The sequence below is a fragment of the Tsukamurella spumae genome, from assembly GCF_012396015.1.
In the GTDB taxonomy this organism is placed as follows: domain Bacteria; phylum Actinomycetota; class Actinomycetes; order Mycobacteriales; family Mycobacteriaceae; genus Tsukamurella; species Tsukamurella spumae.
This window is the reverse complement of sequence record NZ_JAAXOQ010000026.1, coordinates 16,776-42,597: the sequence shown is the minus strand read 5'-3', so window position 1 is coordinate 42,597 and position 25,822 is coordinate 16,776. Positions and strand designations below refer to the sequence as shown.

The window sequence follows — 25,822 nt, the reverse complement described above, 5'->3', positions numbered from 1 at the left end:
GGTCGTGCGCGGCGCGGGGGCCGCAGCGAACCGGGTGCTCACGAGGGAGAACCGACCTTCTGCTGGGCGGACACCCACACCGACGAGCGCGGCGCCGTGCCGCGGCCCGGCGACTGCGCGGCGATCAGCGCCTCAGCGGCCTCGAGCTCGGGTACGACATCGTCGATGAGGTCGTCGATGGTCTCGACGATCCGTTCTCCGTGTGCACTGGTGGAGCCCACGGCGGAACTGATCGACTTCACGGTCGACCGCAACTGAGCCGTCGCGATGGCCGCGCGCGCTTCGATCGCGCGTGCGCCGGCGCTCTGGCCGAGGTTCGCATCGTCGTCCTGTTCAGACCCCATGCCACCCTCCTGTCCTGCCAGCACAGGCGGCACTGACGCGCCGCCTGAATTCGTTGTCGCAAAAGAATGTACCATCCGCATTGCGACTGCACTTTTCTGAACTATCACTTTTGCTACCGCAAGATTACCTGGTCAGAGCTAGCACCGCGGTCCGCGACAATGCCGGTTGTCGGACAATGCGTGCCGGTCGACCGAGCGGGCGACCGCCCACCCCGACCCAACCCACGGCAACCTTCGCAATTTCACCCGAGCGTCGGCGGCCGGCGAGAATCGACGCCGCCCGACACTCGCGGTAAAGCACTGTCGGAAAAGACCTTTCCCGAAATCTATCGCGCAAGGACGAACGCCCCGCCCACGCATGCGAACTCTCTTTTGTTTCGCACCGCACCGAGCGCGGTGAAATTCACACTGGCAATCATTTCGGAAAGTGCACCTACGCGAACGAGCGGCCCACGACGCTGTGGCGGACACGGCTCTCGCCCGTGCCATGCTGTCCACCATGAGGGGAATTCGAGGCGCACTCATCGGCGTGGGCACGGCGACCGTCCTCGCGGTCACCGGGTGCTCGTCGACGGTAGCCGGAACCGCACATCCCGATCCGAGCGCGGCCGTCCGGCTCGACACGGGCGGCTACCCGACGAGCCCGCGCCCGGTTCCCGAGCGGACCGACCCGAACGACCGACGTGTCCAGAGCAGCTACGAGCTCGCCGGGTACCTCATCTCCCCCGCTGACGTCGATGCCGCATTCGACTGGGCGGGGGCCTCGCGGGTTCCGGTGCTCGCGTCGCAGGTCAGTCTCGCGGTGGCCTTCGGTATGCCGCAGTCGACCGCGCTCGCCCAGACCGACGGCCTCGTCGGCGGGGCGGTCTCGGCCCGGCAGACCGCAGGGACCGCCTCGGCCGACACCGCGTCCATGACCACCTACGTCATCCGCTATCGCACCGCGGCCACCGCCACCGCGGCCGGGGCGGCGCTGCGCGCGCTCCGGAAGGAGGCCGACCAGGAACTTCCCGGGCGCCCCGGCTCGTTCCGCGGGCCCGAGAACGCCGCCACCGATCTTCCGACCATGTGGTGGCAGCCCCACCAGGACTACCTTCTCGGCGTCGGCTTCAAGTCCGTCCCCGACGAGCGGGCGGTCTCACTCGCCGGCCGCTGGCTCGACCGCCAGACCCGCGAGCTCGCAGGAGTCACGACCACCGTCGAGCAGTTGCTGGCGCTGCCCCCGGACCGGGACGGGATCATGTCCCTGACCATTCCCGACGCGGTGCGCGTCGCGGACGGCACGCAACCCGCGCTCGCGTACATGTCGACCCGTGCGTGGCTCAACGTCACGACGGGTCAGTGGACGCCCCGGTCCCGGCTCTACGAACGAGCGGGGGTCGACCTCATCGGGTCCGCGGGGTCGACGGTCTTCCGGACCCGGAGCGCAGCCAGTGCCCGCTACCTCCTCGACGCGATGCGCGACGGCGAGGGCGGCTCCGACGGGACCGAGGTGGCGGAGGCCGCGCCTCCCGGACTGGCCGGGTCGCGCTGCAGTTCGTTCACCACCAGCGCCAACGGCGCGCCGCGCAAGGCGTACCAGTGCGTCCTCGCCGTCGGCCGGTACTACCTCAACACCGGTGCCGTGGGCACGCTGACCCAGGCGCACCAGCAGGCCGCGGCGAGCTACCTCATGGCCAAGGACGCGAAGTAGCGGGCTACGCCGTCACGCGCGCGACAGCGCCCAGCGGATCCGTGTAGACGCCGTCGAGCGCGGCGGCGCCAGCGGCCTGCTGCTGGACGCGACCGCCCGCCCCACTGACCCGCACCGCCCGGCCGGGCTCGGCCGAGGTGGCCTTCAGCGCGGCCGAGACGTGCGGCAGGATCGCGGTGTGGTCGGTGAACGCCTGGCCGCCCAGGATCAGGCGGTCGGGGTTGAAGATGTCCGCGACCAGAGCCGCCGCCTCACCCAGGACGCGGCCTCGTTCGGCGACGATCGCCCGCGCCGTCGCATCACCGGCGTCCGCGAGCTTGTGCAGATCGGCGATGGTGCGCACCGGAAGCTTCTGCGCCCGTGCGGCATCGACCACTGCGGTGTCGGTGACGGCGTCCTCGAGCCGGCCGGTGCGGTGCGGGTCGAGCAGCACGACGTCGCGGGTCGGCAGGTGGCCGATGGTGTGCGGACCGGACTTCGGCGAGTGCACCGCGCCGTGCAGCGCCAGCGCCACGCCGACCGTCTCGCGGCCGTAGACGTACAGGGTCGACCCCTGCGACTCGTAGTCCTCCGAGAGGTGCAGCTCGGCGGCGGCCATCGCCTCGACGTGCGGGGCCACCGTCACCGGCAGGCCGATGGCGCCCGAAAGACGCTCTCCCAGTGCGACATCCTTCCATCCGAGGCGCGGATGGTCGGCGACGACGCCGCGATCGTCGACGCGACCGCCGATCGCGATACCAGCGCCGAGAACGGTACGGCCGTCCCAACGAGCGAGGAACCGCCGAGCGCTCGTGGCGATCACCGACAGCACCTCACCCGGCTCGCCGCTCTCGGGCGTCGGAATCTGAATGGCGCCGACGACCTTGCCCGCGACATCGTGCATCGTCACCGTGCTCACCCGGAACCCGATGTGGATGCCCAGCGCGAGCGGGCCGTTCGGATCCACCTCGAGCGGGAGGCGCGGGCGGCCGACGACGCCGCTCGCGGCGCGGTCGGCGCGTTCCCGCACCAGGCCGGCCTCGATGAGCGCGGTGACCTGACGGTTCACGGTGGCGGCGGAGAGCTGCGTCTCGCGGGCGATCTCGTCGCGCAGCACGAGGCCGCCGCGCCGGATCACGCGCAGCACGGCGGCGGCCGGCTTCTCCGAAACCCGCAGCTGCGGGGCGAAGACGCGAGCGGGGGCGGCCGGCCGCGCCGGCCGCTCGGCCCCGGCCGGACGGGCGAGGGGGTTGCGGGGCCGGGTCGTGCGGGCCGCCGCCGGGCGGACCTGTGCGGTGCGCGCCGGCGCGGTGCGGGTCGAAGCGGAGGCAGAGGCGGGCAGGTCGGCATGAAAATCGATGACGGTCATGGTTCCTCGAAGGTGTGCGTACGCCGCGACCTCCGGGTTCACCCGGGACGCAGACGTGAAGATGGAATTGTCGAAAGGCTCGGCCCGATCGACGGGCCGGAGGGGGTGCGAGCGGAAACGCTCAGCAGCAACACATTCGACAGTGCACGCGAACCATGGGGAGACGGCAACCCAGCGCGACGGTCTCATAACCGACGCGCAGATGGGCCTCAAGACTCCCAGACATGACATGAACCTAGCACCGCTCACCTCACGCCGCACAAGCGCCACGGTCGCCAATGGGACGCAGATCACATCCGTGGGGTCACGAAAAACAGGATGCGAAGCACACACACCATTGTCTAGACTCGATCCCATGCTCTCCTGAGACGTCCCCGGACCTGTTCCTCGCGCACCCGCCGCACCGGCCGTGCTGCGCCCCGATGGACCTCAAGGAGCATTCATGGCTACCTCTCTCGCCGTCTCCGCACTCTCCCTGCGCTGGCCCGACGGCACGATGGTCTTCGACGACCTCAGCTTCACCATCCCCGCCGGCCACGCCGCCCTGGTCGGAGCCAACGGCGCCGGGAAGAGCACGATGCTGCGCGTCCTCGCAGGTCGGATCACCCCGACCGCCGGTTCCGTGACCGGCACCGGGGTCGTCGGATACGTGCCCCAGCACCCGCAGGCACGACCGGAGGACACGCTCGCCGACGCGCTCGGCATCGGCGGCACCGTCGCCGCGCTCCGCCGCATCGAGGACGGCTCGAGCCGCCCGGAGGACTTCGACACCGTCGGCGACGACTGGGACGTCGTCGAGCGCGCGACCGCCGTCCTCGACGGCCTGGGCCTGCGACTGGGCACCCTGGAGCGCACCGTCGGGACGCTGTCCGGCGGCGAGGCCACCCTCCTGGCCATCGCCGGGCAGCTGCTGCGCCGCCCCGACACGCTCCTCCTCGACGAGCCGACCAACAACCTCGACCAGCGCGCCCGCGGCCTGCTCACCGACGCGCTCGACCGGTTCCGCGGGACCGCGGTCGTGGTCAGCCACGACCTCACGCTGCTCGAGACCATGGACAGCACCGTCGAGCTGTACCGGGGATCGGTGCGGGTGTTCGGCGGGCCCTACTCGCACTACCGCGAGGTGCTCGACGCCGAGCAGGCGGCCGCGGAACAGGCCGTGACCACGGCCAAGGGCGACCTCAAGGCCCAGCAGCGCGACCTAGTCGAGGCGCGGACCAAGCTGGATCGCCGCAAGCGCTACGCCGACAGGGCCGAGGCCGAGAAGCGGGTGCCGCCGATCCTCGCGGGCCTGCTCAAACAGAAGGCGGAGGTGTCGGCGGGCAAGCACCGCGTCCTGCACGAGGGCCGGGTGGACTCCGCCCGCGACGCCCTCGACGCGGCCCAGGACGGCGTTCGCGACGACCGCGCCGTCCGGATCTCCATGCCGGAGCCGGGTCCGGGCCTGCACCGCACTCAGCTCTCCGACGGTCCGCTGCAGGTCATCGGGCCGGAGCGGGTCGCGCTGGTCGGGCCCAACGGGGCGGGGAAGACGACGGTGCTGCGCCGCGCCGTCGCCGCCGCGCGCGACGCCGATAGCCCGACGGTGATCGGCTACGTCCCCCAGGACGTGCGGTTCGGCGCCGCCGAGGAAGGCTCTGCGCTCGACGCCGTCCGGGACGCGCACCCCGACCTCGATGCGCAGCACGCGCACGCCGCACTGGCCCGGATGCTGTTCCGCGGCCGGCAGTCGGAGCGGATCGTGAACACGCTCAGCGGGGGCGAGCGGCTTCGACTCGCGCTGGCGATCGCGCTGCTCGGGGACCCGGCACCCTCGCTGCTGGCGCTGGACGAGCCCACGAACAACCTCGACGTGCCGTCGGTGGAGCTGCTCGTGGAGGCGCTGCGGGCGTGGGAGGGCGCGCTCGTGATCGTCTCGCACGACCGGGCCTTCCTGGACCTACTGGACCTGACTCGCGAGGTCGAGATCGGGCGCTGAAGGTCGCCGGGAGGGCTCAGGAACCGCCCCTGCGGGCCGCCTCCTCCACCTCGTCGAGGCGACCCTCGATGAGGTGAAACATCCTTCTCACATGGCGCGCGTCCACCAGGGCGTCGTGTCGTCGTGCCGGGTAGCCGGGGAGCCGTTGACCGAGCAGGAGGGCGTACTCCCGCACATTGCGCGTGCTCATCGGCAGCCACCTCGGCTGCTGCGCCATGGCGCCCCAGATCTGCATGAGCGCCACCTGATCCCACGCGCCGAAATCCGCCCAGAGCACCGCGGGGCGCGGCACGAGGAACTCGTCCAGGCGTGCGCGCAGTTCGGCATCGCTGCGACGCGGCATCCCTGCGACGGCCGGTAGCACGTGCTCGGCCAGAAAGGGGTCGGCGGCCGCCCGCTCCCGGTCGTACTGGTCGGAGTGCTCGTAGAACTCGCGGCCGGTGTCGGACACCACGGCGATCGATACCAGCCGGATACTCACACCGTCCCAGTGGAATTCGGTGTCGTAGAAGTACCGGCTGTCGCGGCGGGAGTCCCGGTCCTCGGCATGCGGGCGCTCCGCCCGCCCGGCCCGTCGACGGAAGCGCTGCAACCGTCGCGCCCTATCGGGCGACGTCACGGGTCACGGTGCAACGCGACCGGGCGTGCCAGGTATCGATCATGTCCAGCATCTTGTCACAGGCGAGCTCCTCGCTGCCAGCACCACCGTCCACATCAACGCTGGTCAACGGCCCCCGAGTCCTCGGGTACCCGTCCGATCGGGTGGTCAGGACCCGCCCGTCCGGCGGATCCGGCCGGCCCCCGGCGTCCATAGAGTCGATGAGCATGATCGATGCTCTCGCAGCGGGTTCGGGCCACCGGTGGTCGGACGGCGGGGTCCACGTCTCCCGCGTCCGACGCGGCCGGCCCCTCTCGGTCCGTCGCGACGGGCGCGGCTGGGCCGTGCAGCACCGTCTCGCCCCGAAGGACCTGCGGGACTCCCTGGCGCTGCGGATCGCCGCGGAGGCCGGGCCGTGCGCGGTCGAGGAGTTCGAGCGCATGCTGGTCGGCGTGGTCCGCACCACCGTTCCCGGCGCGACCCGAGCGTGGGTCGAGTACTACCGCAATTCCATGGCCGACCTGGAGTCCGGTGTCGCCGACTTCGCGCCGGTGCACGCGACCGCCGCTGAACTCCTGGTGGGGGATTCGCTGCTGGACCTCGGGAGTTGCTTCGGATTCTTCGCGCTGCGGGCAGCGCGATCCGGGATGCGGGTGACGGCCACCGATCTGTGCGCCGGGACCATGACGCTCCTCGACACCGTCGCGCGGGAGATCGAGATCCCGTTGTCCACCCGCGTGGCCGACGCGACGAACACCGGGCTGCCGGACCGCTACGCGGACACCGTCTCCGCCCTGCACCTACTCGAGCACGTGCCACCGGAGGCCGGTGCCGCCGTGCTCGACGAGGCCCTGCGCCTGGCCCGCGAACGGGTGATCATCGCGGTCCCGATCGAGGAGGAGCCGGACACGCGCTACGGGCACGTGCGCACGTTCACTGTGGACGGCCTGCACGATCTGGTCGCGGACCGTGGACTGCGTTGCCGCAGCTTCGAACACCACGGCGCGTGGCTCGTGGTCGACCTCTAGATGATGCCCCGCTTGCTCGCCTCGTAGGCCGCCTCGGCGCGACGACTGACGCCCAGCTTGCGCAGCACGTTGCTCACGTGGAACTTCACCGTCGTCGGGGAGATGAAGAGTTGCTCCCCGATCCCGTTGTTGGAGTTGCCCTTCGCCAGCAGCCGCAGTACCTCGAGCTCCCGAGCGGTGAGTTCGTCGTCGGTCGGCCGCCCGTTCGCCAGGGTCTGCACCACCGCGACGGCGGTGCGGGAGTCGAAGGCGCTCTGTCCGCGGGTCACGGACCGGATGGCGCTCACCAACTCCCGGGTGTCGACGTCCTTGACCACGTAGCCGCGTGCACCGGCGTGCACCGCCTCGACCACCAGCCGCTCGTCCAGGAAGGTGGTGAGCACCAGCAGCCCGATCTCGGGGTGCGCCGCCGAGAGCTCCCGACAGAGCGAGAGGCCCTCCAGCTCGGATCCGCCCGAGAGCTTGAGATCGATCACCATCACGTTCGGGCGGATCGAGTCCGCCACCACCCGGGCCTCGGCCGGGGTGGCGGCCTCGCCCACCACCTCCAGATCGGGTTCGCGTTCGAGGATCGAACGCAGCCCCTGCCGGAGGATCGCGTGATCGTCCACCAGCACGATGCGCGAGTCGACGGATGTCCTCATCGTTTCCCCATTCACGAGGCCTCCTCGACCGGCAGTGTCACCTGGATGCGGATCCCGTGCAGCCGCGAGCGCCGGATGGCAAGGCTCCCGCCGCATTCCGCCGCCCGATCGGCCATGTTCGCCAGCCCCCGGCCGTGCCCATCGACGTCCCGCCCGAGGCTCGTGCGCAACCGCTCCCGGAGCACGGCGGGGTCGCCGGCACCGTCGTCGTCCACCGCGAGGTCGACGTGCCCGCTTCCGTAGCGCAGCGTCACCGTGGCGCGCTCGGCGCCCGCGTGCACGGCCACGTTGAACAGGGCCTCGCCCGCGATCCGCAGCAGCGCGTGCTCGACCGCCGCCGACAGCTCCCTGATCTCGCCCCGCACCCGTACGGCGACCTTCAGCTCGTCCGGTTCGTGCACCACGCCCAGCTGGCGCAGCATCTCGGGCAGTCCGTCCGTGTGCCGGTCCGAGCTGTTGTTGAGGGTGTAGATGGCGGAGCGCAACTGCTCCACGGCCCGGCGGGTCATCTCCTTCGCCAGATCCAGCCGCTCGGCGCGCTCGGCGTCGGGGATCTCACTGCGACACACCTCGATCTGCATGCCCGCCGACAGCACCGCCTGGGTCACACTGTCGTGCAGCTCCCGGGCGATCCGGTGCCGCTCGTCGTCGAGCGCACGGTGCCGTTGCACCGCCCCGAGTTCGCGTTGCATCCCCGTGAGCTCGGCGTTGCGCACCGCGAGGTCCGCGGCCGTGCGGCGCAGCTGCGCGTGGGCCTGCTCGGACCGATCGAGCAGCGTGGTGATGCCCTCGTACAGCGAGGCGTTGTGCAGTGCCACGGCCGTCTGACTGGCCAGGATGTTCAGGACCGCGGCATCGGTCCCGTCGAGCTCACGCCCCACCGGGGTCCAGGCGGCGATCGCCCCGACCACCGTGCCGTCGAGCACCAGCGGAACGTACGCGTGCCGGCCCTGCAGCACCGACTCCCCGGTCACCGTGTCCGCGTTGCGGATCCGCTCGAGGCATTCGGTCACCTCGTAGGGCAGCGGCGGCCCCGTCACCCGGCCCACCAGGAACGGGATGCCGTCCGGACCCAGTACCAAGCGCCGCAGGCCGGCCGCGGCGAGGCTGCCCTCGGTGAGCGCGAAGACCACCCAGTCGGCCTGCAGGTGTTCGCGGGCGGCCTGCGCAGCGGAGCTGACCACCGTCTCCGGACCGTCGACCGTGCGCACCAGCGCACCGGCGATCAGGTCCAGGGCGTGCAGGACCCGCTCGGCCCGCTCCTGCGCCCCGCGGTACTGCGGGTAGAAGGAGCTCTTGCCCGACCGGAGTCCGGTGAGCGCGGCCAGGTCCGATTCCGCGGTCACATCGCCGCCCGGAACAGCGCGGTCATCTCGTCGACGGTGGCCGACCGCGGGTTGGTGGCCATGCACGAGTCCCGCAGGCTCTGCGCCGCCAGGCGCGGCAGGACCTCCTCGGGGACCCCCAGCTCGGACAGGCCGCGGGGCCCGCCGACCTCACGGGCGAGCGCCTCGACGCGGTCGGCGACGGCTGCCGCCGCCTCAGCGGCCGGCGCGTGTTGCTCGGGCAACCCCATTCCGGCGGCGATCGCGACGTACGGGTGGGGGTCGATCTCGGCGTTGAACCGGATCACGTGCGGCAGCAGGATGCCGTTGATCACGCCGTGCGGCTTGTCCAGCAGCCCACCGACCTGATGACTCATCGCATGCGCCGCACCGAGGATGGCATTGGTGAAGGCCATGCCCGCCTCCAGGCTGGCCTGGGCCATGACGAGCCGGTCGGACATGCGGGTGGGGTGCGCCATGCTCTCCGCGAGCGACTCGGAGACCAGGCCGACGGCGCGCAACGCGTGGTGGTCGGTGAGCGGGTTGTGCGCGAGCGAGACGTACGCCTCGACCCCGTGGGTGAGCGCATCGAGCCCACTGGCGGCGGCGAGCCACCGCGGCATGGTGGTGAGCAGTCGCGGGTCGATCACGGTGACGTCCGGGACCAGGGTCCGGCCGAGGATGGTCACCTTCACGGCCCGCGCGGTATCGGTGACGATGCAGAACTGGGAGACGTCCGCGCCGGTGCCCGCGGTAGTGGGCACCATCACCGTCGGCGGTATCGGGCGGGTCACCCGGTCGACGCCGATGTAGTCGAGGATGTCGCCCCCGTTACTGGCCAGGATGGCGACGCCCTTCGCCGCGTCCATCGCCGAGCCCCCGCCGATCCCGATGATCACATCGCACCGCTCGGCGGCGTACTGCTCGAAGCCAGCGGCCACCTCGTGGTCCTTGGGGTTCGGCGTGACCTCGCTGAACACGTGCGGACGCAGGCCGGCCTCGCTCAGGTGCTCGGCGAGTTCGGCCACCCAACCCGCTTCGATCAGGCCGGGGTCGGTGACCAGGAGCGGTCGCACGGCCCCCAACCGGGCGGCCGCGTGCGCCGCCTCACCGAGCGCGCCGACGCCGAAGACGATCTCGGGAGCGTGGAACTTCACGGTGCGCGGGACCTCGCGGCCGATCAGCGGCACGGAGCGGTCGCCGGACGTGCGGCTGTCGAGGTATGTCACGGGCTGCTCCTCAACGAGAACGTTGCGACCCATGCTACAAGCACGGAGGAGTTTCAGGGCTGCCCGTCGGCCCGGGCGGGCACCTGCCCGATCAGGCAGGCACCCGCTCGTGCGGGCCTCACCGAAGTGCGTTGCCGAGGTCGCGGGCGCGCTCGATCAGCTGATCGGCGTCGCGGGCGACCACCACACCGTCGCAGTGTTCGCGGTACTGCGTCATCGCGCAGGTGGCCTGGGCCCAGTACCGCTCGGATTCCGGGGTGACCCAGGCCAGACGGTGCACGCGCCGGCGCAGCTCGGCGAGGTCCTCGGCACCGTCGGGCCGACCGCCCGAGCGGCCGTCGCCGACGATGAGCACCGAGGTCCGCTTGCCCAGTGCCGTGGGCGCTGCGAGGAGCTCGGAGAACACCTGCCCGTAGTCGCTCGACGCCTCCAGATCGATCTCGGGATCGGCGAGCACACGGGCCAGGGCCTCGTCCCCGGTCCCGGCGAGCAGCGCGTCGGTCACGTCGACGGGATGGTCGACGAACGCGAACACCTCGCACCGACTGGTGCGGCGCCGGATCGCCTGCGCCATGCGCAGGGCGAAGGCGGTGACCGGCCGCACGGACAACGAGACATCGGCCAGGATCAGCACCCGCAGCCGATCGGGCCGCGGCACCCGGGTCGCCAGCCGGAAGGGCACCCCGTCGGTGCCCAGGGCCGCGCGCGAGGTGGCGCGCATGTCCAGCCGACCGTGCCCGTGATAGCGCACCCGTTCCCGCGGTGCCCCGCGCATCCGGCGCAGGACCTCGTGCACAGCCAGCTCCAGCTCCGCATGCGAGCGGGACTCCGCGCTGCCCGGCGCGCCGGGTGCCGGGGTGCCGACCTCGGCGAGCGCACCGACGAAGGCCGCGAGCGCGGCGGCGAGCCGCTCGGCCTGCGCCTGGGTCAGTTCCTCGGCGCCGCTGTCGGAGTAGAGGCTGTTCGGGTCGTAGGCGTCGAGCCAGGCCAGGATCGACGCGGGATCGTCCCACGTGAGCGTCCCCGAGGCGGAGACGGTGGCACCGTCGGACAGGCCGCCGACCTCGGAGGCGCCCGCGCGGTCGACGTCCAGGGTGTAGCTCACCCCGCGCCGTCCGCTGTCGTCGGAGCCGTTGACCGACAGGCTCTCGTCGGCGGCCGTGACGGAGAAGTCGTCGTCGTCCTTGTGCGGGTTGAAGCCCTTCTCCGCGGCCGGCGTGTCGAACAGTTCGCCGACCTCGGCGGCGCGCTCGTTGTAGTCGGCGTAGCGGCCCAGTTCCGCGTCCTCCGCGAGCTCCAGGTCCTCGGGCAGGGCACCGGTGAGCCCCGCGCGCGCCGGGTCGCGCTCCTCGTCCTCGGCAGGTCCGGCGACGCTGTCGAAGAGCGCGGCGAACGCGCTGTCGAACCCGGCGTTCTCATGGGAGTACTTCACGCAGGTCGCGCGCAGTCCCGCGGCGAGCCGGGGCTTGTCGCGCGCACCGAGCATTCCCAGCACCCGGCGCACCTCGATCACCTCCGCCGGCGAGGCGCTCACGCCGTGCACCCGCAGGAGCATGCCGAAGGCCGCGGCGACCACGTCGAGGACGCCGGCCCCACCGGTACGCGGGAGCTCAGCTCCGCCCATGGCCCTTACCGCCGTGTCCCCGGAAGACATTGGTGGTGGTGTTGGCCGGGCTCGCGGCCACCGTCGGGCGGGGTACGGCGCGGTCGTCCTCCGGCGCCCGCGCCGTACCCCCGCGGCCGTGGACGAGGTCGACATCGGAGGAGTACTTGAGCAGCGCCGCGTACAGCAGCTCCGACGAGTCGGCGGTGCTGCGCCCCGTGGCCGCGAGCACGGCCGCGATCCGCGCCGCGTCGATCACCTCCGAGGTCGACGGGCTCTTGCGCAGCGGAAGCGTGCGCAGGTGGCCCGCGAGCTCCACCACCTCCGCGACCGCCGCGGACTCGACCTCGGGTGCCCGGGCGCCCACGATCTCCCGCTCGCGTTCCGGACTGGGGTAGCCCAGGTGGTAGTGCAGGCACCGCCTCTTGAGGGCGGCGCTCAACTCACGGGTGTCGTTGGAGGTCAGGATGACCCACGGCCGAGTGCGGGCGGTGAAGGTTCCCACCTCGGGAACCGTCACCTGGTTCTCCGCGAGCACCTCGAGCAGCAGGGCCTCCATCGACTCCTCGGTACGGTCCACCTCGTCGACCAGCAGCACCACCGGCTCCTCGGAGAGGATCGCGGCGAGCAGCGGCCGGGCGGCGAGGAAGGCCTCGGAGTACAGGCCGAAATCCTGCGTCGCCAGGTGGGCGGAGGCCTCGGCGAGGGTGTCGAAGTCCGCGAGTTCGACACCGATCCGGTCCCGCAGCATCTGCACGTGCAGGAGCTGGCGGGCGTAGTCCCACTCGTACAGGGCCCGGCTGTCGTCGAGTCCCTCGTGGCACTGCAGCCGGATCAGCCGCCGCCCCGATACCTCCGCCAGAGTCTTGGCCAGCTCCGTCTTCCCGACGCCCGCCGGCCCCTCCAGGAGCAACGGGCGGTCGAGCACCGTTGCGAGATGGACCACCGTGGCCAGGTCGTCGTCCGCGATGTAGTCGCTCCCGCGGAGGGCGTCGCGCAGGGCGGCACCGTCCGCGAATTGCGGTGTGTTCGTCCGTTCGGTGGCCACGGTAGTCATCTCTCCTCTACTCCTCGGTCAGTACTTGCCGTTGATGGCGTGGTCGACGACCGGCAGCATCGACGCGACCGTCACCTCGCGCGGGTTGCCCGGCGTGCACCAGTCGTCCTGGATGTGCTCGGAGATCGCCAGGATGGTCTTGTCGTCACCGGGGATCCGCTCGCCGCGGCCGGCGTACTTCTTCGTGTTCATCTGGTTCTTCTCGTACGAGTCCGTGCGGATCTCGCCGAAGTTGTCGGGAATGCCGACATCCTTCGCGAGTCGGATCGCGGCCTCGACGGCGGCATCGGCGGCCTGCACCGTGGTCATGTTGCGCGTGTCCACGCCCATGGCGGTGGCGATCTGCGCGTAGCGCTCGTAGCGCGAGGGCAGGTTGTACTCCCACACGCGGGGCAGCGCGATGGCGTTGTTGAGGCCGTGGTGGCTGTCGAAGAACGCCGACACCGCGTGCGAGATCGAGTGCACGATGCCCAGGCCACCCGAGTTGAACGCCTGCGCGGAGATGTACTGCGCGTTCATCATCCCCTCGCGAGCCTTGAGGTTGCGCGGCTCGAAGGTGGCCTCGCGCAGGTTCTTCGCGACGAGCTCGATCGAGTACAGGGCGTTGCCCAGCGACGGGGCGAAGTCCAGGCGGGAGACGAAGGGCTCACTGCCGTGGGCGAGCACGTCGAAGCCGCAGTACGCGGTGAAGTGCTGGGGGCAGGTGTAGTACAGCAGCGGATCGTCGATGGCGAGCGTCACGATGGAGGCCTCGTCGAAGGCCACCCACTTGTGCGGCTTCTCCATGTCGGAGGTGTCGGTGATGACATACGCCCAGGAGGTCTCGGAGCCGGTACCGGCGGTGGTCGAGACGGCGATGTGGGGCGGGTTCTCCCGGTTCGTCGACTTGGCGAAGCCCTCGAACTCGTTGATGTTGCGGCCGTCGTGAGCGATCACCACGCGGGCGCCCTTGGCGGCGTCGTGGCTCGAGCCGCCACCCACGGAGATGATGCTGTCGCACTTCTCCCGCTGGTAGGTCGCCGCGGCCTCCATGACGTTGTAGTCCTTGGGGTTCGACTCGACCTTGTCGAACAGGACCACCTCGACGCCCTGGTACTCGATCTTGCCGATGAGCTCCTCGATGATGCCGGAGCCGCGCAGTCCGGTGGTCACCAGCAGCGCGCGCTTGAAGCCGAGGTTCTTCGCCTCCACGCCGATGATGTCGTGAGCGCCGACGCCCATCAGCGCACGGGGGAAGGGATGGAACTCCTTGATCGGGAAGTCCCAGATCTGGTTCAGTTCGATGGCCATGACGTGGCTCCTTGAGTCGGGGTTCAGAGGGTTGTGATACGCCTCACAAAGACACTCTGGCCTGCCGAACCGCCGCCGGGAACAGGGAGCCGCATCAACCGTACGGTCGACCACCGCATCCCACCCGATCGGGCAGGGCCGGCCCTGCCCTGGACGGTCAGGAGGACAGGCGCTCCGCGATCAGCCCCGCCGTCATGAGCACGCTCGCGTGCGGGCCGCTCCGCAGCGGACCGGGCAGCACCGAGCCGTCGACCACCCGCAGACCGGCGATTCCGTGCACCGACCCGTCGGCGGCGGTGCGGGACCCGAGCGGCACGGTTCCCCATGCGTGCGAGGACATTCCAGGAACCGCATCGACGGTGACGGTGCCCGGCCGGACCAGGTGCGCGAACTCGGCGGATTCGAGCATCTCGACCACCTGCGCGGCACCGTCGGCCATGCGTGCCCGCGAGGTCCCGTCCGGATCACCCAGGTCGAGCTCGACCCCCGCGCCGGCGCCGAGCGGACGGATCGCGCCGGTCGTCGGACGCGTCATATCGGCGATCCCGATGGCCACCCCGCCCGCGGGCAGTCCCTCGATGTAGTTCGCGAAGTCGTCCGAGTAGCACCGGATCTCGAGCCCCTCGACGGTGTGCAGCACGGTCTGCAGCAGCGGGCTGCGGCGCAGCGGCACGGACGGGGAGAACCGCACCAGCAGCTCCGGATGCTCCTGCGTGACGAGCGGCCCGAGGAGCGGCGCCAGCAGCGCCCCGGAGCCGAGGGTGCCGGCGGCGAGGATCACCTCGCCGCAATCGATCCGGCCACCGTCGGTGAGGACGCCGGTCACCCTTCCTGCCGTCGCCGTCAGCGCGCGGGCGACGCCGCGCTCCAGTCGCGGGCGGCGGGTGGGCGATCCGAGGAAGGCATCGGCCGCGGTCCACCGGTGACCGTCCGCACGATTCGACCGAACCCGGTTGAGCCCCACCATCGGCCAGGACCCGGCCTCCGGCTCCGCCCCCGCGCCGCCGATGGGCGACCGGGGAAGGCGAGCCCCCCAGTACGCCTCGAAGGCGGTGGCGGTCTCGCCCAGCTCGTCGTCCGCGAAGGGCGTCGCCCGCATCCGTGGTTCGAGTCGGTCGAAGGCCGCCGAGATCTCGCCGAGCCGCCACGGCCACGGCGCGTAGTCGTCACGGTGACCGCGTAGGAAATAGCCACCGTTCACCACGGACGACCCACCGATTCCGCTGCCGCGCACCACGTCCCTACCGCGTGACTCCGGATGACGCAGTACCCGCCCGGCGCCCGGATGGATCGGCAGCGTGGTGAGTGCGGTGGTCGGCCGATCGGCTGCGGTCAGCGCGCCCCGCTCGAGGAGTAGCACCCTGCGCGTCCGATCGTGCGCGAGGTGCGCCGCGACGAGGCAGCCGGCGCTCCCCGCGCCGATCACCACCACGTCGGGCGCGGTCATCGACGGGTGACCACCGGACGCAGCGCCGCAAGGTCTCGACGGGCTGCGACGCCCTGCCACACCCCCAGGCCGTAGGCCAGGTCGTCGAGTCTGTGCAGCACCGCCCAGGACAGGGGATCCGGATGGCGCGCACCCGGTTCCGCGATCACCTGCGCCACCCAGGTGGCGGCGGCCTCGGCCACGGCGGCCGCGAGGAGGCGGCGCCGGAACCGGGGTACCGCGAGGGCCGCCACGAGGGTGATCGGCCAATGGTGCCGGAGCATCGACGACCAGCCCTGCAGCGTCCCGAACCACGCGGCACAGGCCACGTTCCGGGCCGCGAGTCCGTCTCCCCCGGGCACTGAGCGCAGCGCCGTGCGCAGGCGCGAGAACATCCACAGGTACACGCCGAGCGCGAGGACGGTGCCGGCCCGCGTGCGGGAGAGCAGTCCGACGGTCGCGGCGATCCCGATCGGAGTGGCGACCACGGGGGCGGCGGCCCCACCGTGCCGGCGAGCCAGTTCCGCAGCGCCGGTGCCGTAGAACCGGCGGCGCCCCAGTAGTTCCCGCAGATCGCTCCGGTGCTCGTGCGCCACCCGCGAGTCGGGCTCGTACCGCACCGTCCAGCCCGCGGCGGCGAGCCGCCAGCACAGGTCCACGTCCTCGGCCACGCGCAGCGCCGCGTCGAAGCCGCCGACCGCGTCGAGCGCCGCGCGCCGCGCGAGCAGCGCCGCCGACGGGACGTACGAGAGGGGCCGCCCCGGCGCCGCGGCGGCCGGCCGTGGGCCCATGTCGAGGCTGGAGTGGCGGTTGGCGTAGACGGCGATGGGCGCGTACCGCCCGGGCCGGCTCAGGCCGACGATCCGGGGGGCGACCAGGGCCACCGTCGGATCCGCGAAGTGCCAAGCCGCGTCTCGAAGCCACCCCGAGCAGGGCACGGTATCGGAGTCGAGGAAGGCGACCACCTCGGTGTCCGCCAGGGCCGCACCGTGATTGCGGGCGGCGGCGGGCCCCTCGTTGCGCTCCAGGCGCACCACCCGGATCAGGGGCGAGTCCGGCACCGTGATCGGCTCGGGGGAGGCATCGTCGACGACGATCACCGGCAGTCCGGGGAGAGCACGCAACAGCCGGTCGACCCCGGACTGATTGCCGCGCACCGGGATCACGACCGTCACCGCCTCGTCAGCGGCGGGGCCCGCTTCCGGGGGTACGGGATCGGCGACCCCCGCGTCGAGAAGCCTGCGGGCCACCTGCCGCGCACCGTCGTCGGTGACCCGGAGGACGCCCCCGGCGTCGATCATCGCGGCCGCGGCGTGGGACAGGGTCAGCACCCGTAGCGGTGAACCCCCGATCAGGTGGCGCCCCCGGCGGGCGCATTCCTGACCGAGCCGGATGCGGAAGCCGTCGGGAAGTTCCCGGGCGACGGGGCCGTTCACCGGAGTCGTCCGGTCTCGTCGGGATTCCACTGCGCCAGAGCCCTCGCCAGGTCCGCGCCGAGCGCTTCGACGAGCCGGCCGCCGAGCTCGGCGGTCGCGGCGGTCGGGTCGCCCAGCACCCCGTTGCGGGACACCGCGCCGACGCCACCGCTTCGCATCCGGTCGAGGATCGTGGCCAGCGGCGCGGTGGTGCCGGGCTCGATCCGGCTGCGCTGCACGCGGTCCGGCTCGAGCGCCAGCAGTACCGAGGTCTCGGTCGCACCGGCGTGGGCGTCGGCGCCGGGGAAGGCGCACGGGAACCAGGTCACGTCGCGTCCCTCGGTGCGCAGCAGCCGGACCGCCGCCACCAGGGGCTCGAGGTTGCCGCCGTGCCCGTTGACGAACGCGATCCGCCCCACCCATCGAGTCGCACTGCGCGCCAACTCGATCAGGACCAGCCGCAGGGCCTCCTGACCGATCGACACCGTGCCGGGGAAGCCCTCGTGCTCGCCCGACGCACCATAGGGCAGGGCGGGCGCCAGCACGAGGTCCGTCGGTTCCGACCCGCCCTCACCGTCGGACGCGGCGGCGACGGCGCTGCGCGCCACCGCGACGGCGATCCGGGTGTCGGTGTCGACCGGTAGGTGCGGGCCGTGCTGCTCGGTCGAACCGATGGGCACCACGAGCACCGGCCGGTCGTCCACGAGGTCCGGCCAGGTCAGGTCGGCGAGTCGACGGCTCATCGGGCCTCAGCCGCCGAAGGTGCGCTCGAAGTCCGGCGGAATGATGAGGTCGTCGCGGCTGAGCTCGTCGATGTCGGAGCGGCCCAGCCCCATCAGGGTCGAATCGATGCCCATCCGTAGCAGATCGAGCACGTTCTCCACGCCGGCCTGGCCGTTGGCGGCCAGGCCCCAGAGGTACGCGCGACCGATCATGACGGCCTTGGCGCCGAAGGCGAGCGCCTTGACCACGTCGCTGCCGCGTCGGATCCCGCCGTCGAGCAGCACGTCCAGATCATCGCCGACGGCGTCGGCGATCGGGCCGAGCACGCGGATGGTGGCGGGGGTGCCGTCGAGGTTGTTGCCACCGTGGTTCGAGACGGAGATGGCGGTGGCGCCGATGTCGACGGCGCGCTTCGCGTCGTCGAGACGCGAGATCCCCTTGACCATGAACTCACCGTCCCACTGCTCACGCAGCCACAGCAGGTCCTCCCACGTGGGGGGCGGGGTGCTCATCCACTGGCCGTAGGCGCCGAAGAAGGTGGGGCCGCTCTCGTTGCGGTCGACCAGGTTCGGGGCGCTGAGATCGGGCACGATGATCTTGCCACCGCGGATCCAGTCGAGGGCGTAGCGCGGCCGCACCGCGATCTCCGGGGCGAGCCGGGCGAGGGCCTTCACGCCGACGCGCTCGGGGATCTCCGGGCTGCCCCAGTCGCGGCCGATGTTGAAGACCCAGTCGGTGGTGACGATCAGGCCCTTGCACCCGGCCTCCTTGGCCCGCTGGACCCGCTTGAGGATGCTCTCACGATCGCCGAGCCAATAGATCTGGAAGAAGATCTGGCCGTTGACCGCCGTCACCTCCTCGACCGGCTTGCTGGCGAAGCTGGACAAGCCCATCGCGGTGCCACGCGCCGCGGCGGCGCGGGCCACCGCGACCTCGCCGTCCGGGTCGACCGCCTGAACACCGGTGGGGGAGATCATCACCGGGAAGGACAGGTCCTGACCCATGACCCTGGTGGCGAGGTTGCGCTCGGGAGCCACGCCCACGACATGCGGGGCGAAGCCCAGCTCGTCGAACGCGGCCGTGTTGTCCGTCAGGGTGATTCCGCCCTGCGTACCCGCCACGAGCGACGAGTAGACGGTGCGGGGCAGGCGCTTTTGTGCGCGGCGCTGCGCCTCATGGACGGTCTCGAACCAGGGGTTCGGCCGCCACGGATTCTTCTCCAGCAGGTCGCTGAGGAGTGCCATGGAAACGCTCTTTCCGTGTGATCGTTCAGGGGGTCGGCGTGAGGCCGGTCAGGGGGTTCTCGTCGCAACTACGGCTGGGGGGCCGCGTCATGAGCGTGAGGGGCACACCGCGGGAATGGTCCTTGTTCGCGGTGGGCTTGCTGCGCTCCCCGGCGAGCAGCGATTCGCCATAGCCCTGCACGCACTCCGGATCCGGCCCGTCCAAGGGCAGGCCCGTGAAGAACTTGGCCGCCATGCAGCCACCGCGGCAGGAGTCGAAGAAGCTGCACTGCGAGCAGGCCCCGGCGCTCTGCGGTTCACGCAGCGAGCGGAACAGGTCCGAACTCTGCCAGACCTCCTGGAAGCCGCCGTCGGACGTGACATTGCCCGCGAGGAAGTTCTCGTGGATCGCGAACGGGCAGGCGTAGACGTCGCCGACCGGATCGATCAGGCAGACCACGCGGCCGGCGCCGCACAGGTTCAGTCCGGGCAGGGCTCCGCCACCGCCGGCGCCGCCGAATGCGGACAGGTGGAAGAAGGAGTCGCCGGTGAGCACGCCGTCGCCGTGCGCCACCAACCAGTCGTAGAGCTGACGCTGCTGCTCGGGCAGCGGATGCAGATCGTCCCAGACATCGGCGCCGCGTCCCGACGGCCGCAGCCGGGTGATCCGCAGGGTGGCACCGTAGCGGTCGGCCAGGGCCTTGAACTCGTCGAGCTGGTCCACGTTCTGGCGGGTCATGACGACGCTGATCTTGGCGTCCTTGAAGCCCGCAGCGGCGAGATTGTCCAGGGCTCGGACCGCCATGGCGAAGGAGCCGGGGCCGCGGACCGCGTCGTTGACCTCGGCGGTGGCACCGTCGAGGGAGATCTGCACGTCGACGTAGTCGGACGCGGCGAGCCGCTGCGCCGCCTCGGGCGTGATCCGCAGGCCGTTGGTGGAGAACTTCACACCGACCTGGTGATCGGTCGCGTAGTCGACGAGCTCCCAGAAGTCCGGGCGCACCGTCGGCTCGCCGCCGCCGATGTTGACGTAGAAGACCTGCATGCGCTGCAGTTCGTCGATGATGGCCTTGCACTGTTCGGTGCTCAGCTCACGCGGATCGCGCTTACCGGAGCTGGAGAGGCAGTGCACGCACGCCAGGTTGCAGGCGTAGGTGAGCTCCCAGGTGAGGCAGATGGGGGCGTCGAGTCCGCGTTCGAACTGATCGACGAGTCGCCCGACCGGGGCGGGGCTGGGCCGTTCGAGGGTGGTCATGGTCTCACTCCTGAGGGAAGGCCGGGATGATCATCCCGGACCGGGCGAGTGCGTCGAGCGCATCGAGGTACGGTGCGCGATCGTCGACGGCCACGCCCGCGGCGTCGAGCGCTGCTGAGGCGCTCGGCTGCAGATGGAGGCGCTGCACCACGTCGACGACGACGAGGTTCTTGAGGAAGGACAGCTTCCGGGTGCCGAAGTGGTAGAGCAGCGCACCGAAGGGCTCGGGCCGCACCGCGACGCGCGGGTTGATCGTCCAGCCCAGATCGGGATCGAAGGGGGCGTCAGCCCCGGCGGCCACAGGGCCGCCGGGAGCCGACGCGTGCGCGACGGGCATCAGTACACGCCGCACATGCCGTCGATGGACACTTCCTCCACCAACGATTCCGTCACGAGCTCGTCGTGCGTCGTAGTTTCCTTGTCGGACATATGAACCAACCTCCTCATCGTGATTGTTGTGGTTCCCGTCACACAGTAATGGCACTCAGTGCAAAATCATAGGGGTTCGTCGGAATTCGTCCTGCCGTACGATCGCGAACAGTCCCCGACCGGCGGGAACGCGCAGAAAAAGGATGGCGACGATGGCCAGTGGTGGACGCAGCGGACCGCTCGGCGGCCGTCCTTCCGCGACCACCCGGGGCCGGCTCAGCGCCATCGCCGTGGACCTGTTCATCGAGAACGGCTTCGACGAGACCAGCATCGACGAGATCGCCGCCGCCGCGGGAATAGCCCGGCGGACCCTCTTTCGCTACTACCCGTCGAAGAACTCACTCGCCTGGGGCGAGTTCGACGATCATCTGGAGGGCCTGCGCGGTCTCCTCGACGAGGCGGCCGGCACCGGGACGCTCGGCACCCAGCTCCGCGACGCGATCGTCGCCTTCAATCAGGTACCGGAATCGGAACGCGAGCACCACCGCCGGCGCATGCGTCTGCTCCTGTCCGTGCCCGCGCTCCAGGCGCATTCGATGATCATGTACGCCGATTGGCGACAGGTCATCGCGGAGCACGTCGCCCGTCACCTCGGAGTCGCGGTCTCCGACCACGCGCCGCAGACGATCGCGTGGATGGCGCTCGGCGTCGCCCTCGCCGCCTACGACCAGTGGCTCGAACAGCCCGATTCCGAGCTGGAGGTCCTCCTGACCACGGGCTGCGAGCTGCTGATCGACGGCGTCCAGCACACCGACGCCGAGGCCGCACCACCGCGGGAGGCCGGCCGCGACGCCCCGGCTCAGAGCCGATAGGACTCCAGTCCCAGCCAGCCGGCCATCTCCGCGACCGTCTGCTCCAGCGCGGCTTCGGAATCGGCATCGCGCTCGCCGGGCTCCCAGGTCGTGGCGTGCACCAGCAGCTCCCCCGCCGCACGATCGGCCTTGACATCGCAGCGCGCCACGATCCGGTCACCGAGGACGAAGGGCAACACGTAGTAGCCGTGCACCCGCTTCTCCTTGGGGGTGTAGATCTCGATGCGGTAGAAGAAGTCGAACAGCGCCTCCGCCCGCTCCCGCTGCCACACCACGGGGTCGAAGGGCGAGAGCAGCGCCCGCGCCGCGATCGCCCGGGGCCGCTTGGCCTCCGCGTGCAGGTAGACGGTGCCCGGCCACCAGTCCGCCTCCACCGGCAGGAGTTCGCCGGTGGCAACGAGCTTCTCGACGGCGGGCGCCGCCTGCGCCGTGGACAGCCGGAAGTAGTCGCGCAGGCAGCGCAGCGTCCCGATGCCGTGCGCCGTGGCCGACTGCCGCAGCAGCTCGACGAACGCCTCCTCGTCGGACACCTCGTGCTCGGCCAGCTCTCCCAGCACCGACGTGGTGGGCGCGTACAGCCGCTCGAACTGGCTGGTGCGGCCGGCGCTGGTGACCTCGCCCGCGTGGAAGAGCACCTCCAGCCCCTCCTTCACCGACGACCAGTTCCAGCCCCAGTGCGTCTTCTCCACCACCTGCTCGTGCTCGAGGTGCGCCTCGAGCGCGCGGGCGGTGAGCGGCGGCAGCTCGGCCAGTGCGCCGCGCAGCCGGTCCAACTGGCCGGGGTGCCGGGCGTCGTAGCTCGCGAACCGCTGCGCCACCCGGTCCGCGGTCCGACGGTGCCGCAGCAGCGGCCAGGTCTCGGGCGGCACCAGCGAAGCCTCGTGCGCCCACGCCTCGACGAGCCGCCGCGGATTCCGGTCGCGGGCGCGGTCGAGCAGCGCGGTGTCGTAGTCGCCGAGCCGCGCGAAGACCGGTAGGTACTGGCTGCGGGCGACCACGTTGACGCTGTCGATCTGGATCAGCTTGAGCCGGTCGATCGTCTTCTGGACCTGCCGCATCGTCGGGGCGGCGTTGCCCGCGAACCCCGACTCGAAACCCTGCGCCGCGAGCGCGATCCGGCGGGCCTGCGGCTGCGAGATCCTCATGCGCCGGCGAGGCGCGGGAACAGGTACTGCGCGAGCATCGGCGCGATGGTCACGCCGCCGTGGTCGGCCGGGTCCAGCCAGCGCGCCTCCGCGATCTCCGCCGCCGCCCGCGGCTCGACCCGCAGCGCGGTGGCGAAGACGGTGGACTCGATATCGGTGTTCGCCTCGTTCGCGGCGGGGCCGCGCCACGACACCAGGTGCGTCAGATCCGCCGTGGTGAGGCGAACGCCCAGCTCCTCGTCGATCTCGCGGACCGCGCAGTCGATCGGCGCCTCCCCCGGCTCCAGCTTGCCGCCGGGCAGCATGAACGCGTCCGTCCCCCGTTTGCGCACCGTGAGCACCCGCCCGGCCTCGTCCCGGAAACACACCGCCGCCACCGTCAGCACGTCCATGCCCGCCACCCTAGCGACGACCCCCGACAGGTTCGCGTCAGCACTCCGGCACGTTCACGGCGAGGCCGCCGAGGGAGGTCTCCTTGTACTTCGACAGCATGTCGGCGCCGGTCTGGCGCATGGTCTCAATGGCCTGATCCAGCGAGACGCGGTGCGTCCCGTCGCCGTGCAGGGCGATGCGGGCGGCATTCACGGCCTTCACGGACGCGATGGCGTTGCGCTCGATGCAGGGGATCTGCACGAGCCCGCCGATCGGATCGCACGTGAGCCCCAGGTTGTGCTCGATGCCGATCTCGGCGGCGTTCTCGACCTGCGCCGGCGTGGCGCCCATGATCTGCGCCAACGCCCCCGCCGCCATCGAGCAGGCGGAGCCGACCTCGCCCTGGCAGCCCACCTCCGCACCGGAGATCGACGCGCGCCGCTTGTAGAGCACGGCGATCGCCGCCGCCGTCAGCAGGTAGTCGCAGACGACCTGCTCGCGTCGCGCCGCCAGCGAGGAGCGGAACTTGAGCGCGTAGTACAGGACCGACGGCACGATGCCGGCGGCGCCGTTGGTCGGCGCCGTCACGATCCGCCCGCCGCACGCGTTCTCCTCGTTCACGGCCATGGCCGCCACGTTGAGCCAGTCCATGGCATCGGCACCGTCGGACTCGACGAGCCGGCGGTACAGGCCCGGCGCGCGGCGCTTGACCCCGAGGCCGCCGGGGAGCATTCCCTCGGAGTGGAAACCCCGCTCGATGCACGCCTCCATGACCGACCACACGTGCATCAGCCCGGCCCGCACCTCCCGCTCGGCGGCGTGCTCGTCCTCGCCCGTCCGCGCGCGGCGGAGCGCGACCTCGTTGTCGAGCATCAGCTGCGGCACCGTCAGGCCCGTACGCGGGCAGCTCTCCAGCAGCGCGGCGGCGGTCTCGAAATCGTGCGGAACATCCGACGTCCCCGCCAGCGGGTTCACCGTCTCCGCACCGGAATCGCGCTCCACGAAGCCGCCGCCCACCGAGTAGTAGACCGCCTCGTGCTCCGTACCGTCGGCGAGCTCGGCGCGGAACCGGATGCCGTTGGTGTGCCGCGGCAGCACGGTGAGCGGGTGCAGCACGATCCGCTCGGCGCTCAGGGACACCTCGTCCCGGCCCGCGATCCGCACGATCGACGTGGCCTCGATCTCCGCGCCGCGCTTGTCGACGTAGTCCGGATCCACCGTCTCCGGGCGGTTGCCCTCCAGCCCGAGGAGCAGCGCGGGCTGCGTGCCGTGCCCGCGCCCCGTCGCGGCGAGGGAGCCGTAGAGATCGACGTGCAGAGCGCGCACCGCCGACGGCAGGGAACGCAGCTCGTCGGCGAAATCGGCCCCCGCTCGCATCGGCCCCACGGTGTGCGAACTCGACGGGCCGATACCCACCGAGAACAGCTCGAAGACACTGATCGTCACGTCCTCCAGCGTAGGCCCCATACAGTGGTCCCATGGGAGACGCCGCAAATCCGGACATCGACGCTCTGCTCCTCCCGGGCGAGCGCGAGTTCACCTTTCAGGAGCTCGCGGAGCAGGCGGGCATCGACGTGGCGGACCTGCGGTTGTGGTGGACCTCCGCGGGCTTCGCCGACCTCCGCGACGACGAGCAGCGGGCCTTCACGCGCGACGACGTGGCCATCGTCAAGGACCTCGGCGAACTGTTCAGCGGTGGCGTCATCGATCGCGAGGCCGTCGTGCCCGCGGCGCAGTCGCTGGGCCAGGCGATGTTCCGGCTCGCGGAGTGGCAGGCGGGCATGGTCCGGCAGTACCTCGACGATGCCGCGGCCGCCGGAGTGAAGGACCCCTCGGCCGGCGTGGCGAATGTCATCGACCGGATGGAGAACCTGCAGGCGCACGTGTGGCGCCGGCACCTGTCGACCGCGACGCAGCGCCTGGTGACGCTCGACTCGTCCGATGCGCTCACGGCGCACATGGCGGTGGGCTTCGCCGACATGGTCGGCTACACCCGGCTCTCCCGCGGCCTCGCGATCGAGGAGCTGAACACGCTCGTCGCGACCTTCGAGGCGCGCATGCAGGCGGTGATCTACGGCGGCGGCGGGTGGATCATCAAGGGCGTGGGCGACGAGGTCATGTTCGCCGCGGAGAATCCGGCGGACGCCGCGCGGATCGGCCTGGAACTGCAGGAGCCGCACGAATACCCGGAGCTGGACGCGATCGAGATCGAGTTCCCGCAGCTGCGCGTGGGCATGGCCTACGGCGAGGTGCTGCAGCGCTACGGCGACCTCTTCGGCAGCGTCGTGAACCTGGCGGCCCGCCTGACCAGTGCGGCCCGGCCCGGCACCGTGCTCATCGACGACAACTTCACGCAGGCGATCGCCGACGAGCCCGGGATCGACACCAGGAGCCTGCGCGCCTACCGCGCGCGCGGCTTCCGGGCGGTGCATCCGCACCTGCTGCGGTACAGCAAGGACGCCGTCGTCGCGAAGGATGCCGACGCGACCGAGGCCGGCACCGTCGACGAGCCGCCGACCACGAAGAAGTAGCGGGCCCGCGACAGCGGTCGCGGCGCGATCAGGCGGCGGCGAGCGCCACGGGACGCGGGCGCGTGCCGAGCAGCTCGCGGTGCACGCCGCCGACGAACTCGATCATCGATCCGCCGAGGGCGTCGCACACGCTGCTCAGGACCTCCGACGAGGCCTCCTTGCGGCCGCGCTCGACCTCGGAGAGGTACTGCGTGGACACGCCCGCCTCGCCCGCGACCTCGGCGAGCGTGCGGCCCTGCCGCGTCCGCTCCTGCCGCAGCACGCGACCGAACACCTCGCGCAGCAGCGGCGGGCGCGCAGCCTCCGCCGACTCGTGCGTCTTGATGCTCGCCACCCCGCTCGTCATGGGTTTCA

The 25,822-nt window shown here is 71.3% G+C and carries 25 protein-coding genes; 5 read left to right on the top strand and 20 right to left on the bottom strand.

What is annotated here, in order from left to right:
* Positions 1 to 38 precede the first annotated feature (38 nt).
* Positions 39 to 344 (bottom strand): hypothetical protein, encoded by a 306-nt coding sequence (locus HF999_RS17355; RefSeq protein ID WP_168547099.1) that lies wholly within the window; start codon positions 342 to 344, stop codon positions 39 to 41.
* A gap of 499 nt (positions 345 to 843) precedes the next feature.
* On the opposite strand from HF999_RS17355, the gene HF999_RS17350 reads away from it, so the two are divergent.
* Positions 844 to 2,037, top strand: coding sequence for a DUF7373 family lipoprotein (locus HF999_RS17350; RefSeq protein WP_168547098.1), 1,194 nt, complete (start codon positions 844 to 846; stop codon positions 2,035 to 2,037).
* 4 nt (positions 2,038 to 2,041) lie between these two features.
* On the opposite strand, the gene HF999_RS17345 is transcribed toward HF999_RS17350, so the two are convergent.
* On the bottom strand, positions 2,042 to 3,385 hold the full coding sequence (locus HF999_RS17345) for an ROK family transcriptional regulator (RefSeq protein ID WP_168547097.1): 1,344 nt from the start codon (positions 3,383 to 3,385) through the stop codon (positions 2,042 to 2,044).
* 442 nt (positions 3,386 to 3,827) lie between these two features.
* Here HF999_RS17345 and HF999_RS17340 point away from each other — a divergent pair, with 442 nt between their 5' ends.
* Positions 3,828 to 5,363: an ATP-binding cassette domain-containing protein gene (locus HF999_RS17340; RefSeq protein ID WP_168547096.1), complete on the top strand. Its 1,536-nt coding sequence runs from the start codon at positions 3,828 to 3,830 to the stop codon at positions 5,361 to 5,363.
* Positions 5,364 to 5,379: 16 nt separating this feature from the next.
* On the opposite strand, the gene HF999_RS17335 is transcribed toward HF999_RS17340, so the two are convergent.
* The gene (locus tag HF999_RS17335) at positions 5,380 to 5,982 is read right to left on the bottom strand and encodes a 3'-5' exoribonuclease domain-containing protein (protein ID WP_312854181.1); all 603 of its coding nucleotides are present in this window, start codon (positions 5,980 to 5,982) and stop codon (positions 5,380 to 5,382) included.
* Between the two features lie 206 nt (positions 5,983 to 6,188).
* Here HF999_RS17335 and mftM point away from each other — a divergent pair, with 206 nt between their 5' ends.
* A complete protein-coding gene (mftM, locus tag HF999_RS17330) occupies positions 6,189 to 6,989 on the top strand; it encodes a mycofactocin oligosaccharide methyltransferase MftM (RefSeq protein ID WP_246208002.1) in 801 nt (266 codons plus the stop codon).
* On the opposite strand, the gene HF999_RS17325 is transcribed toward mftM, so the two are convergent.
* From HF999_RS17325 to mftA, 13 genes are all read right to left on the bottom strand, one after another.
* On the bottom strand, positions 6,986 to 7,633 hold the full coding sequence (locus HF999_RS17325) for a MadR family response regulator transcription factor (protein WP_168547094.1): 648 nt from the start codon (positions 7,631 to 7,633) through the stop codon (positions 6,986 to 6,988). The genes mftM and HF999_RS17325 overlap by 4 nt on opposite strands.
* Before the next feature lie 11 nt (positions 7,634 to 7,644).
* Positions 7,645 to 8,979 (bottom strand): MadS family sensor histidine kinase, encoded by a 1,335-nt coding sequence (locus HF999_RS17320; protein WP_068573686.1) that lies wholly within the window; start codon positions 8,977 to 8,979, stop codon positions 7,645 to 7,647.
* On the bottom strand, positions 8,976 to 10,187 hold the full coding sequence (locus HF999_RS17315) for an iron-containing alcohol dehydrogenase (protein WP_312854180.1): 1,212 nt from the start codon (positions 10,185 to 10,187) through the stop codon (positions 8,976 to 8,978). Before HF999_RS17315 ends, HF999_RS17320 begins: the two co-directional genes overlap by 4 nt.
* A gap of 118 nt (positions 10,188 to 10,305) precedes the next feature.
* Positions 10,306 to 11,811 (bottom strand): MadC family VWA domain-containing protein, encoded by a 1,506-nt coding sequence (madC, locus tag HF999_RS17310; protein ID WP_168547092.1) that lies wholly within the window; start codon positions 11,809 to 11,811, stop codon positions 10,306 to 10,308.
* On the bottom strand, positions 11,798 to 12,847 hold the full coding sequence (locus HF999_RS17305; protein ID WP_168547091.1) for a MadB family AAA-type ATPase: 1,050 nt from the start codon (positions 12,845 to 12,847) through the stop codon (positions 11,798 to 11,800). Before HF999_RS17305 ends, madC begins: the two co-directional genes overlap by 14 nt.
* Positions 12,848 to 12,865: 18 nt before the next feature.
* Positions 12,866 to 14,137, bottom strand: a complete 1,272-nt coding sequence (gene mdo, locus HF999_RS17300; RefSeq protein WP_068573681.1) for an NDMA-dependent methanol dehydrogenase — start codon at positions 14,135 to 14,137, stop codon at positions 12,866 to 12,868.
* 157 nt (positions 14,138 to 14,294) lie between these two features.
* A complete protein-coding gene (gene mftG / locus HF999_RS17295; RefSeq protein ID WP_168547090.1) occupies positions 14,295 to 15,584 on the bottom strand; it encodes a mycofactocin system GMC family oxidoreductase MftG in 1,290 nt (429 codons plus the stop codon).
* Positions 15,581 to 16,999: a mycofactocin biosynthesis glycosyltransferase MftF gene (gene mftF / locus HF999_RS17290; protein ID WP_168547089.1), complete on the bottom strand. Its 1,419-nt coding sequence runs from the start codon at positions 16,997 to 16,999 to the stop codon at positions 15,581 to 15,583. Before mftF ends, mftG begins: the two co-directional genes overlap by 4 nt.
* Positions 16,996 to 17,721: a mycofactocin biosynthesis peptidyl-dipeptidase MftE gene (mftE, locus tag HF999_RS17285; RefSeq protein WP_168547088.1), complete on the bottom strand. Its 726-nt coding sequence runs from the start codon at positions 17,719 to 17,721 to the stop codon at positions 16,996 to 16,998. Before mftE ends, mftF begins: the two co-directional genes overlap by 4 nt.
* 6 nt (positions 17,722 to 17,727) lie before the next feature.
* Entirely contained in the window at positions 17,728 to 18,945 is a 1,218-nt protein-coding gene (mftD, locus tag HF999_RS17280; protein ID WP_068573672.1) for a pre-mycofactocin synthase MftD, read from the bottom strand.
* A gap of 25 nt (positions 18,946 to 18,970) precedes the next feature.
* Entirely contained in the window at positions 18,971 to 20,179 is a 1,209-nt protein-coding gene (mftC, locus tag HF999_RS17275) for a mycofactocin radical SAM maturase (protein ID WP_068573670.1), read from the bottom strand.
* A 4-nt stretch (positions 20,180 to 20,183) separates the two neighbouring features.
* Positions 20,184 to 20,516 (bottom strand): mycofactocin biosynthesis chaperone MftB, encoded by a 333-nt coding sequence (mftB, locus tag HF999_RS17270; protein WP_068573668.1) that lies wholly within the window; start codon positions 20,514 to 20,516, stop codon positions 20,184 to 20,186.
* Positions 20,516 to 20,608: a mycofactocin precursor MftA gene (mftA, locus tag HF999_RS17265; protein ID WP_068573665.1), complete on the bottom strand. Its 93-nt coding sequence runs from the start codon at positions 20,606 to 20,608 to the stop codon at positions 20,516 to 20,518. The genes mftB and mftA overlap by 1 nt, the downstream gene beginning before the upstream one ends.
* A 152-nt stretch (positions 20,609 to 20,760) precedes the next feature.
* Here mftA and mftR point away from each other — a divergent pair, with 152 nt between their 5' ends.
* Positions 20,761 to 21,420 (top strand): mycofactocin system transcriptional regulator MftR, encoded by a 660-nt coding sequence (gene mftR, locus HF999_RS17260; RefSeq protein ID WP_168547087.1) that lies wholly within the window; start codon positions 20,761 to 20,763, stop codon positions 21,418 to 21,420.
* Here mftR and HF999_RS17255 read toward each other — a convergent pair.
* From HF999_RS17255 to HF999_RS17245, 3 genes are read right to left on the bottom strand one after another with little or no spacing between them, the layout of a single operon-like run.
* Complete coding sequence (locus HF999_RS17255) at positions 21,408 to 22,565, bottom strand: winged helix-turn-helix domain-containing protein (protein ID WP_168547086.1); 1,158 nt, start codon at positions 22,563 to 22,565, stop codon at positions 21,408 to 21,410. The two genes, mftR and HF999_RS17255, sit on opposite strands and share 13 nt — an antisense overlap.
* Positions 22,562 to 22,957 carry an NUDIX hydrolase gene (locus tag HF999_RS17250; protein WP_168547085.1) on the bottom strand — a complete coding sequence of 132 codons (396 nt, stop codon included), beginning with the start codon at positions 22,955 to 22,957 and terminating at the stop codon, positions 22,562 to 22,564. The genes HF999_RS17255 and HF999_RS17250 overlap by 4 nt, the downstream gene beginning before the upstream one ends.
* 37 nt (positions 22,958 to 22,994) lie before the next feature.
* Positions 22,995 to 24,383, bottom strand: a complete 1,389-nt coding sequence (locus tag HF999_RS17245) for an L-serine ammonia-lyase (RefSeq protein ID WP_168547084.1) — start codon at positions 24,381 to 24,383, stop codon at positions 22,995 to 22,997.
* A gap of 32 nt (positions 24,384 to 24,415) precedes the next feature.
* Here HF999_RS17245 and HF999_RS17240 point away from each other — a divergent pair, with 32 nt between their 5' ends.
* The gene (locus HF999_RS17240) at positions 24,416 to 25,468 is read left to right on the top strand and encodes an adenylate/guanylate cyclase domain-containing protein (RefSeq protein WP_168547083.1); all 1,053 of its coding nucleotides are present in this window, start codon (positions 24,416 to 24,418) and stop codon (positions 25,466 to 25,468) included.
* A gap of 28 nt (positions 25,469 to 25,496) precedes the next feature.
* Here HF999_RS17240 and HF999_RS17235 read toward each other — a convergent pair whose 3' ends face one another.
* Positions 25,497 to 25,814 carry a helix-turn-helix domain-containing protein gene (locus HF999_RS17235; protein ID WP_168547082.1) on the bottom strand — a complete coding sequence of 106 codons (318 nt, stop codon included), beginning with the start codon at positions 25,812 to 25,814 and terminating at the stop codon, positions 25,497 to 25,499.
* Between the last annotated feature and the right edge of the window lie 8 nt (positions 25,815 to 25,822).